This is a genomic window from Stenotrophomonas sp. (assembly GCF_031995405.1).
Lineage (GTDB): Bacteria > Pseudomonadota > Gammaproteobacteria > Xanthomonadales > Xanthomonadaceae > Stenotrophomonas.
The window spans coordinates 1-10711 of sequence record NZ_DAMAGC010000069.1; the positions used below are offsets into that span (position 1 = coordinate 1).

A 10711-nucleotide genomic window follows, 5' to 3' on the forward strand; every position below is an offset into this window, starting at 1 on the left:
ATACCGCACGCGCCCGGTAGAGCCGGGTGCGTGCGCCGGGCGAAGAGCAGCCGACCATGGGTCGGCTCTACCGTGTCTCATCACCCTCGGTAGAGCCGGGCCATGCCCGGCTGCAGCAATGATCAGAACGTATACCGCACGCGACCGTAGTAATACGCACCATTGCTACCAATCGGCGACAACACGTCATACGGCAGGTTGCCGTAGTAGTAGATGTCGTTGTTGGACAGGTCCGAATAATTGTCGGTCAGGTTCTGCCCGCCAATGGCCACGCTCCACTGCGGGGTGATCTTGAACTCCACTTCCGCATCCAGCTGCCATTCCGCCCCATACGTCTGGCGGGGCACGAAGCCGTCGCCGAAGTTGAACACGCGGGTCACGCTGCCGTAGCGGCTCAGACGGCTGCTCAGCGACCAGCGGTCGTCACTCCAGCTGGCGGCCAGCGCGGCACAGGTGCGCGGGGTGGCGTCGGTGAGGGTGTTGGTTTCTTCGACGCCGAACAGCACGTAGTCCGGATCCAGCGCCAGCAGGCTGGCCGGAGTGGCCAGTACGTTCTTCAGCGTGGTCTTGGTGTACGCATAGGTGCCGGTCAGTACCAGCTCACCGTTGCCCAGCGACTGGCGCCAGTTGCTCACCAGTTCGGCGCCGCGGGTGCGGGTGTCGGCGGCGTTGACGAAGAAGCTCGCGCTCTGCAGGCCGGCCACGCCAAACTGCTGCTGCACGTAGTCGGTGAGTGCATCGCCGGTGATGCTTTCCGACAGTGCGATACGGTCGTCGATGTCGATCTGGAAAAAGTCCAGCGACACATCGAAGTGGTCGCCGATGCGGCTGGTGAAGCCCAAGCTGGTGTTGAGCGACTTCTCCGGCTTCAGGTCCGACGCCCCCAGGCCGCGTGCGATGGGGTTGTTCACCGACAGCACGCGCCCCTGCACCAGCTGGCCGGCGGCGTTGTAACCGGTGGAGGTGGACTCGTAACCGATCTGCGCCAGCGACGGCGCACGGAAGTTGTTGGAGATCGCCCCACGCAGCGCGAAGGCCGGGGTGAACTCGTAGCGCAGGCCGAGCTTGCCGGTCAGTTCGCCGCCGTAGTCGTCGCTGTGTTCGTAGCGCGCGGCCAGGTCGCTGGAGAAATGCTCGCCGAACTGGCTGGACAGGCTGGCATAGGCACTGGCCACATCGCGCGACAGCGAGGTGGCGTCCTGCGGGGTCAGGCCGCCGCCGGCCTGCGAGCCGGTCGGACGATCGGTGAACGGGCCGGCGGCATAGCTGCTCGGGTCGCCCGGGCGGGTCTGGTAGTGGTCACGCCGCGCTTCCACGCCCAGGCCGAGGCTGTGGGTGATGTTCTCGCCCTGGTTGAACACGCGGCCCAGGTCGAGGTTGGCCACGGTCAGCTCGTTCTGGTAGTCGCCGGTCTTGAAGCGGGTCGGGCTGGTCGGGCCGAGCGAGGCATTGAGCGAGTTGCGCAGGCGGTAGGTGAAGCTGTTGGTGCCGTAATCCAGGCTGGCGTCGTAGTTCCACTCGCCCCACTGGCCCTTCGCGCCGGCCACGGCCTGCACATCGCGGTTCTCGCCTTCGGAAATCGGGCGGTAGCCGTTCGGATAGACCTGCGCCCAGTTCGCGTCGCTGTCGGGGTAGCGGAAGTAGTTGGCCCCTTCGCTGTCGCGCTGGTTGAACGTGCTGAAGAAATAGAACTTGGAGGTCTCGCCGAACGGCAGTTCGCTGTTGATCCAGGCATTCAGATCCTTGGTCTTGCCATCGCCCAGCACGTAATTGCGCTTGCCCTGCAGCGCCAGGTTGGTATCGCTCTGGTCCCACGGCGGGATCTGGTCGAAGCCGGCGCGGTTGGTGCCTTCGTGGTTCTTCAGCTCCAGGCCCACGCGCAGGAAGCCGCCGTCTTCGCCCAGCCGGGTGCCGACCTTGGCGCTGGCGTAGCTGGTCTGGCCGTCGGTGAGGGTGCGGTCGATCGGCTTGAGGTCGGTGTGGTTGGCGCCGAAGCTGGCCTCGAACGCACCGCCTTCCGGCGCGTCATCGAGGATCACGTTGATCACCCCGGCCACCGCATCGGAGCCGTACAGCGCACCGGCGCCATCACGCAGTACTTCGATGCGCTTGATGGCGCTGATCGGGATGGCATTGAAATCCACCGGCGTGGTGCCCTTGCCGATCTTGCTGTCGGTGTTGACCAGCGCGCTGGTGTGGCGACGCTTGCCGTTCACGAGCACCAGCACCTGGTCTGGCGACAGCCCGCGCAGCTGGGCGGCACGGATGTGGTCGGCACCGCCGGAGTTGGACTGGCGCGGGAAGTTGAACGAGGGCAGCAGCGCCTGCAGCGCGCTGCCCAGTTCACCATTGACCACGCCGGCCTTGCGGATGTCTTCGGCGGTGAGCACGTCCACCGGCGAGGTGGATTCCAGCACGGTGCGGTCCACGGCACGGGTGCCGGTCACGATCACGGTGTCCAGCGTGGTGGCCGAGCCGGGCGCGTCCTGCGCAGTTGCATCCTGGGCGAGCAGGGGGGTGGAGAGGACGAGCGCGATGGCAAGGCCAAGGCGCGACGCGGACGGACGGGACATGCGGACTCCAGCGGGACGACGAGGGGGAGGGGAGAGCGGGGAGGCGGCGTCGCCGACCAACGGTCGGCACTACCAATCCATCCGGATGAAGCGATATATTATCTTGGCGTGATGGCCCATGTGATGCAAGTCCCATCGCGATTGCGCATCAGCTGATAACCGCTGGTGATCTGCGCGGGCACCGGATGTCCTGCACGCTTCATTCCCCCCTGCACGCCTTTGTTTCTGGAGTACGTCGATGAAGTCCTACGCTGTTCTGTTCGCCCTGGTGCTCGCCGCCAGCGGCTGCGCCACCGCCGCGCCCGCCACCAAGCCGGTGCCGCCGTCCCCCGCTACCGCGACCGCCACCCTGCAGGGCGACGCCGCCCGCCCGGACGCCGCCGCCGGCTGGGTGCGCAGCGAGCTGTATTTCGGGGTGGGTGAGGAAAGCGGCACCTCCGAGCGCAAGCAGACCGATGCCATCACCGAGGCGCAGTGGCGCGCGTTCCTGGACAAGCAGGTCACCCCGCGTTTCCCGGACGGCCTGACCGTGTTCGACGCCTACGGCCAGTGGCTGTTCCGCGGCGCGGCCGAGCCGAACCGCCTGCGCACCAAGGTGCTGGTGGTGCTGCACGAGAACACCCCGCAGCGCCGTGCCGACATCGAAGCGATCCGGCTGGCGTGGAAGCAGGCCACCGGCCACCAGTCGGTACTGTGGGCACAGCAGGCGGTTGAAGTATCGTTCTGAGCACGAGCGCCATCGTGGCGCGGCAGGAGGCCGGCATGAACGTGATTCCCCCTTGGCGTTGCGCGCTGGTGTTGGCCGTAACGCTGGGCGCCTGCGCGCCGTTGGCGCAGGCCGCCGATGCGGACCTGCGCATCGTCCTTGAACCGGGCACGATCGCCACCGCGCGCGTGGAAGCGCAGGGCACCATCGCGGTGCTGCTGCCCTCGGGCCGGCAGCAGCGCCTGGACGGCGTGGCCGATGCGGATGGCAACGCACGGCTGAGCCAGCTTGACGTGGATTTCGACGGCCGCCCCGAGCTGGTGGCGCGCGCGTCGGTGGGGCAGGTCAACGAAGCGGTGGCGGTGTACCGCTTTGATCCCCGGCAGGGACGCTTTCTGCCGCTGGCGCCGCCGACCGGATCGCAGGCACAGTGCGGCGCGCTGATGGGGCTGGACGTGGATACCGCCAACCAGACCCTGAGCAGCAGCTGCCGCAGTGGCCCGATGTGGTACGTGGACCTGTACCGCTATCACCAGGGACGGCTGTATCTGTATCGCGCCGAGCGCGTGCTGATGCTGGGCGATGCGCTGGAGGCGACGATCTTCGTCAAGCAGACGGCCGACAGTGGCCCGATGGCGGTCTGGAGCACCTTTGATGCCGCCGGCAACGTGCTGGAAACGGCCATCTCCGACGGGCTGGTGGCACCGCGCAATGACCGGCCATTGCTGGCCTTCAGCGGCCAGGTGGTGCCTGCACGCGTGCCGCTGTACACCCGTCCCGGCGACAGCAGCACCCGCCGCTACCTGGTGCGCGACGACCGTGTGGAGCTTCTGGACGAAAAGGACGGTTGGGTGAAGGTGCGGTATGCCAACCCGACCCGGGGCGACATCGTGGGGTGGGTGGACGCCAACCCATGATCTGACCGGTGCGGGCTCGCACATGGGGATCACTTTCGCGGGTCTACCCTGAGGCTTCCCCCAGGTAGTGGACGTTCCCTCATGAGCAAGCGCGTTGCCGAGATCGTGGTTGAAACCCTGCAGGCCGCCGGTGTCCGTCATTGTTACGGCATCGTCGGCGACACCCTCAACTACGTCACCGATGCCATCCACAAAAGCGACATCGAGTGGGTGCACATGCGGCATGAGGAAGTGGCCGCGTTCGCTGCCGGCGCCGAGTCGTTGATCAGCGGGCAGCTCACCGCCTGCGCCGGCTCCTGCGGCCCGGGCGGCCTGCACTTCATCAACGGCGTGTTCGAGACCAACCGCAACCGCGCGCCGATGGTGCTGATCGCCAGCCAGGTGGTCACCGCCGAGCTGGGCATGGAGTTCCCGCAGGAGGTCGATTTCAAGGCGGTGTATGCCAGCTGCAGCGTGTTCTGCGAGCAGGTGCACAGCCCGCAGCAGGCGCGCCGCGTGGTCGCGCTGGCCTGCCAGGCGGCGATCAGCCGGCGCGGCGTGGCGGTGGTGATCCTGCCGGCCGATATCAGCGAAGCCGAGGTCAAGCACGATGTGCCGTTCTCGGTGCACTACACCCAGCCGGTGCTGCGCCCCAGCGACGACGAACTGCAGCGCATCGCCGCGCTGATCGCCGACGGCAAGCGTATCGGCATCTACGCCGGCGCCGGTTGCGAGCACGCCCACGACGCGCTGGTGGCGCTGGGCGAGCGCCTCAAGGCCCCGATCGCGCATACCTCGCGGGCCAAGGATTTCGTGGAGTACGACAACCCGTACAACATGGGCATGACCGGCATCTTCGGGATCGAATCGGGCTACCACACGCTGATGGCCTGCGACACGCTGCTGCTGCTCGGCGCCGATTTCGCGTGGGGCCAGTACTATCCGGACAAGGCCACGCTGATCCAGGTCGATCGCGATGGCAGCCACCTTGGCCGCCGCCATCCGGTCAACCTGGGCGTGGTCGGCGACATCGGGCCCACCCTGGAGGCACTGCTGCCCCTGCTGCTGCCGCGCGAGGACCGCAGTTTCCTGGACGAGTGCATCGGCCACCGCGACAAGGCACTGGCCACGCGCGCGAAGGAAGAGGAACCGGGCGAGGGCGAGCTGATCCACCCGCAGCACCTGACCGCGCTGATCAACCGCTACGCCAGCGACGATGCCTTGTTCACCGCCGACGGTGGCTCGCCGATGGTGTGGATCCTGCGCCATATCCGCGCCAATGGGCGTCGCCGCACCCTGACCAGCCTGCTGCACGGCACGATGGCCAATGCCATGCCGCAGGCACTGGGCCTGCAGAAGGCGTATCCGGGGCGGCAGGTGATCTCGCTGTCCGGCGATGGTGGCATCGCGATGCTGCTCGGCGACCTGCTCACTGCCGTGCAGGAAGACCTGCCGATCAAGGTGGTGGTCTACAACAACAGTTCGCTCAACTTTGTCGAGCTGGAGCAGAAGGTCGAGGGCCTGCTGGACAACTACACCGACCTGAAGAACCCCGATTTCGGTCGCCTTGCCGAGGTGATCGGCTTCTACGGGCGCACCGTGACCCGCTCGGAGGACCTGGAGCAGGCGGTGCGGGACTTCCTGGCCCACCCCGGCCCGGCGCTGCTGGACGTGCACACCAGCCCGACCGAGCTGGTGATGCCGCCGCAGGTGGAAGCCAAGCAGGTAGCCGGCACCGCGCTCTACGCAGCCAAGGCCCTGCTCAGCGGACGGGTGGGCGACGTACGCGACCTGCTGGCGAACAACTTCCTCAACAAGCCCTGACCCGGTAGGGCCGGCCGCTGGCCGGCTCCCCAGGCAGGCCAAAGGATCCGGGTAGTGCCGGCCGCTGGCCGGCTCCCAGGCATGCCAAGAGATCCGGGTAGTGCCGGCCGCTGGCCGGCTGCTCTGGATGCTGAAGAGGGTATCGGGAGCCGGCCAGCGGCCGGCACTACCGCGGTGGGGCGTGACAGGAGCGGCCGGCATTACCCGGGGCGCGTCGCCGCGTTCGCTCCCTGCGCAGGACCACCGATGTCTCCCGGTGTTCCATTCATGCGCCTGTTGTTGGCGACGGTGAGGCCCTACCATCGGCTACCCCCTCCCCACGGCCGTCCCTGCGCATGTCCGCCTCCGCTCCCGTCCGCTCTGGACCTCCCCGCTGGTTCGTTGCCGGCGATTTCAACGGTTTCTTCGGTCTGGTGGTCGACAACCTGTCGATCCTGGGCTTCATCGCGATGGCGCTGGTCGGCATCTTCCAGTTCCCGGCCGATGTGGTGTTCGGCCGCATGTTCCCCGGCACCGCCTTCGGCGTGCTGGTCGGCAACGTGCTGTACACCTGGATGGCGCGACGGCTGGCTACGCGCACCGGCCGCGAGGATGTCACCGCGATGCCGTTGGGCCTGGATGCGCCCACCAGCATCGGCATGGCCCTGCTGGTGCTCGGCCCGGCGTTCCTGGCGTTCAAGGCGCAGGGGCTGGCTCCGCATGATGCGGCCATCGCCACGTGGCAGCTGGGCATGGCCTCGCTGGTGATCATGGGCGTGCTCAAAGTGATCCTGTCGTTCTTCGGCGAAGCCGTGACCCGCGCGCTGCCGCGTGCGTCACTGCTGGGCTCCATCGCCGGTATCGCGATCGTGCTGATGGGCTTCCTGCCGCTGCTGGAAACCCTGCGCTCGCCGATCGTCGGCTTCGTCACCCTGGGCCTGCTGCTGTACGTGCTGATCGCCAAGCGCAAGCTGCCGATCCGTGCACCGGGCGTGCTGGTCGCGTTCGTGTTCGGCACGCTGCTGTACTACGGCCTGGGCCTGGCCGGCCTGGGGGCACCGGGTTTCAAGGTGCCGGAATGGGTGGCGCCGCAGGTGGTGCTGCCGTGGCCGACGCTGGGATTCATTGATGGACTGCCGACCGCGATCACCTACCTGCCGCTGCTGCTGCCGTTCGGCCTGCTGATGGTGGTGGGCGGCATCAACGTCTCCGAAAGCGCGCGCGCGGCCGGTGATGACTACCGCACCCGTGACATCCTGCTGGTCGAAGCGGTGGCCACGCTGGTCGCCGGATTGTGCGGCGGCGTCGCGCAGACCACGCCGTACATCGGCCAACCGGCCTACAAGCACATGGGCGCACGCAGTGGCTACACGCTGCTGACCGGCCTGTTCGTGGGCATTGGCGGCATGCTCGGGGTGATCTCCGGGCTGGTGCAGTGGCTGCCGCTGGCGGTGCTCGCACCGATCATCGTGTACGTCGCCATCGACATCACCACCCAGGCCTTCCAGGCCACCCCGCGCGAACATGCCGGTGCGATGGTGCTGGGCTTCCTGCCGTCGGTGGCCTACCTGCTGGCGATCAAGGCGCCGGGCTGGATCGCTCCGGAGCAGCTGGCGGCGATGACGTCCACGCTGGATGGCCACGGCCTGCCCGAGCTGGCGGTGATCTTCACCCTGGGCAATGGCTTCATCATCACTTCGATGCTGTGGATCGCCGCAGTGGTGGCGATGATCGATGGCAAGCTGCTGCGCGCGTCGGGTTTTTTGCTGGTGGCGGCGGCATTGACCCTGTTCGGGCTGATCCACTCGGTAGACCCGCGTGGCGGCATCTACCTGCCGTGGCAGCTCGTCGGCCTGCCGAAGATCATCATGTGGCAGTTTGCCGGTGCGTACGTGGCGCTGGCCGGATTGCTGGCGCTGCTGTCGTTGCAGAAGCAGGAACGTTGAGGACGGGAGGTGGTGCCGGCCGTTGGCCGGCTCCACGTCCGACTGCGCTATCGCCTGGTTGCCGGCCAGCGGCCGGGTTTACCGGAACCGCGTTACCGCCTGGTTGCCGGCCAGCGGCCGGCATTACCACCGATCCTGGGCGGTTTGCGGGGATCAGGTGTCGCCATCCAGCTCCGGGTAATGCCGGAAGATGCCATTGGTGTTGAACGCCAGGCGGCGTTCGGAGGCCAGATAGGCGGCAATGTTCGGCCGCCGTTCCACCCGGTCCTTGAGTGCGCGCAGCAGCGGCAGCGAAGGCCATAGCGCCTGCATGCGCCGCGGGAACATGTAATCCAGCCCGCTCAGCAGCTGGAACAACGACAGGTCCACATACGAATGTTCGCGCAGCGGATGCCGCTCGCCGTTGTCCTTGAGCACCTGTTCGAAATAGCCGAGGAACTTGGGCAGCCGCTCGCTGCGCAGGCCCTTGGCCCGTCCCTTGGCTTCGTGTTTCTGGTCCTCGTAATACTGCGAGGTGGAAATGGGATGGTGGGTGTCGTGCACCTCGGCCACCAGGTCGGCGATGGTCAACTGCAGCTGCAGCGCCTGCTGGCGTCGTGAGGCTGCATCCGGTACCAGGCCAAGTTCGGGACCCAGATGGTCCAGGATCGCCCCGACCTGCGCGATCACCTGCCGGCCGGTCTTCAGGAACGGCGGCGCGAACGGCTGCAGACCCTCTTCCTTGCCCGCCAGAAACGACTGCATCACCGCATCGCCGTGGACACGCGCCATGTCGGTGTAGGCCGCGCCGGCGTCTTCAAGCGCCAGCCGGATGAATTCGCCACGCCCCTGGATGCCGGTCCAGTAATAAAGCTCGTAATGCATCGGGTTGCTCCGCCAGGACAATGCCCAGCATCGGCGCGCGGGTGCAAAGCGGACGTGATCGTGGCGTTGCGAGCGTGATGGATGCTGGCGGCCGCCGTGGCGCGCCGAGCACTTCGTGGGCGCCTACAGCGTGCGCAGGAACGCCTCGATGGCCGCCAGTTCGTCGCGTTCAAGGCCGAGCGGTTGCAGCAGTGGATCCGGTTGCGGGAAAGGCGCGGCGTCGGCAGGCAGATGGGCGGGTGCGCGCGGCTTGCCGCCACCAACGTTGTAGAACTGCAACACCGCGTCCAGGCGCGGCAGCACGCCGTTGTGCATGTACGGCGCGGTGTCGGCCACGCCCCGCAGCGAGGGCGTGCGGAATCGACCACTGTCGGCTGGCTGGCCGGTGATCTCGTAGCGGCCGAGGTCCTGGCGTGCGCGGCCATGGAAGTGCAGCCCCAGGTTGTGGAAGCCGTTGTCGGTGAGCGCCGGCCCGTTGTGGCAGTTCATGCAGCCGGCACGGGTGCGGAACAGGTGCAGGCCGCGCAGTTGCTGGTCGTCCAGCGCGGCCGATCGGCCGCCTAGGAAGCGGTCGAAACGGTTGCGCGCGGGCGCCAGGCTGCGCTCGAACGCGGCGATGGCCTGGGCCAGTTGGCGGGGTTCGATGCGGTCGTCGCCGAAGACGGCCGCGAACTGTCGTCGGTAGTCGGCATCGTCGCGCAGGCGAGAGGCGGCTTCCCCCGCACTGAATGCCATTTCCTTCGGATCGGCGATCGGCAGCAATGCCTGCTCTTCCAGCGTGGCGGCGCGGCCGTCCCAGAACAGGTGGTGCGCGTAACCGGCCATCGCCACGCTGGGCGCGTTGCGGCGACCGGGCTGGCGGTCGTGACCGAACGACACGCGACGGCCGTCGGCGAAACCAAGGTCACGCTCGTGGCAACTGGCGCAGGCGATCTGACCGGAGCGTGACAGGCGCGGGTCGTTGAACAGGCGTTGGCCCAGGGCGACCTTGGCTGGGGTGGGGGCGTTGTCGGCCGGCACAGCGACGGGCGGCAGTGGTGCCAGTTCCTGCCAGACCACGCCGGGGGCTACATGGGGTGCAGGCCACTTTCCGGCGGGTTGGTCATACATCCTGCGCAGGCAATCCACGTCAGCCGTCCCGTCCTGGCTCACGCCGTCCCCGCACGGTTGCAGTGCGTGTTCCGCGGTGTCGCGGCGAGCGTCGGCTGGCGCGGCTCCCGCGAGTACAACGGCAATCACCGCGCCTGGCAGCCAGGCGCGGGCAGCGGTACAAAAGGCGTGCATCATCATTTGCATGGAGGGCGACGCCAACGACGCAGGTCGTCAGCGTCCGCGCGCATCAGAACCGGTAGCCCAGTTCCAGCCAGAACTGTCGGCCGGTCTCGTAATAGACCGTCTGCGCTGCACTGCTCGATACACCGTAAGCCGTTGTCCGGTCGAGCAGGTTCGTCACATCGAGGTTGGCGAACACCGTGCCCACGCGCCCTGGCAGCGCCTGCTCCCAGCCCAAACGCAGGTCCCAGGTGAGCGCAGGTGAGAAGGTCTGCCGTTCCCAGACACGTGCGGCCTGGCCGTCATGGACCACGTTGCTGCCGGTATCGCGAATGGCGCGGTAGCCGGCACGATAGCGAAGCAGATTGCTCACCGTGAGGTTCCAGCGGTCGATGTGGGAAATGGTGCTCAGACGCGCGGTCCACGGGCGGTTGTAGTTGTCCGCCGGCAGGTCCTGATAGCGGATGAAGTCGCCTGCGTAACGGATCCAGGGATTCTGATAGAACAGGTCGGACTGGTCGTCGTATTCGGGCAGGCTTGAACGGGCATCCGTCCAGTCCAGCGACAGCAAGGCGGTGGAGCGCGTGCCTGCCCATTCCAGGGTACGCAGCGGTTGTACGGTCAGCGTATAGATGTTGGTGTTTGAACGGC

At 67.3% G+C, this 10711-nt stretch carries 8 protein-coding genes; 4 read left to right on the plus strand and 4 right to left on the minus strand.

All coding sequences use genetic code 11. The features are described from left to right. Positions 1-122: 122 nt before the first annotated feature. A complete protein-coding gene (locus tag RTO53_RS12805; RefSeq protein ID WP_312238145.1) occupies positions 123-2573 on the minus strand; it encodes a TonB-dependent receptor in 2451 nt (816 codons plus the stop codon). Positions 2574-2811: 238 nt separating this feature from the next. Here RTO53_RS12805 and RTO53_RS12810 point away from each other — a divergent pair, with 238 nt between their 5' ends. The 4 genes from RTO53_RS12810 to RTO53_RS12825 all read left to right on the plus strand — a co-directional run bounded on the left by RTO53_RS12810 (position 2812) and on the right by RTO53_RS12825 (position 7924). Continuing rightward, positions 2812-3300, plus strand: a complete 489-nt coding sequence (locus RTO53_RS12810) for a DUF3574 domain-containing protein (protein ID WP_312238146.1) — start codon at positions 2812-2814, stop codon at positions 3298-3300. Positions 3301-3335: 35 nt separating this feature from the next. Further along, a complete protein-coding gene (locus RTO53_RS12815; protein ID WP_312238147.1) occupies positions 3336-4196 on the plus strand; it encodes an SH3 domain-containing protein in 861 nt (286 codons plus the stop codon). An 81-nt stretch (positions 4197-4277) separates the two neighbouring features. Further along, positions 4278-5999: a thiamine pyrophosphate-dependent enzyme gene (locus RTO53_RS12820; RefSeq protein WP_312238148.1), complete on the plus strand. Its 1722-nt coding sequence runs from the start codon at positions 4278-4280 to the stop codon at positions 5997-5999. Positions 6000-6334: 335 nt separating this feature from the next. Further along, positions 6335-7924: a hypothetical protein gene (locus RTO53_RS12825; protein ID WP_312238149.1), complete on the plus strand. Its 1590-nt coding sequence runs from the start codon at positions 6335-6337 to the stop codon at positions 7922-7924. A 153-nt stretch (positions 7925-8077) separates the two neighbouring features. On the opposite strand, the gene RTO53_RS12830 is transcribed toward RTO53_RS12825, so the two are convergent. From RTO53_RS12830 to RTO53_RS12840, 3 genes are all read right to left on the minus strand, one after another. Beyond that, complete coding sequence (locus RTO53_RS12830) at positions 8078-8788, minus strand: glutathione S-transferase (protein WP_312238150.1); 711 nt, start codon at positions 8786-8788, stop codon at positions 8078-8080. A 123-nt stretch (positions 8789-8911) separates the two neighbouring features. Continuing rightward, positions 8912-9847 (minus strand): cytochrome c peroxidase, encoded by a 936-nt coding sequence (locus RTO53_RS12835; protein ID WP_312238151.1) that lies wholly within the window; start codon positions 9845-9847, stop codon positions 8912-8914. A 280-nt stretch (positions 9848-10127) separates the two neighbouring features. Then, positions 10128-10711 (minus strand): hypothetical protein (locus RTO53_RS12840; RefSeq protein WP_312238152.1); only part of this gene is annotated, 584 nt, incomplete at its 5' end.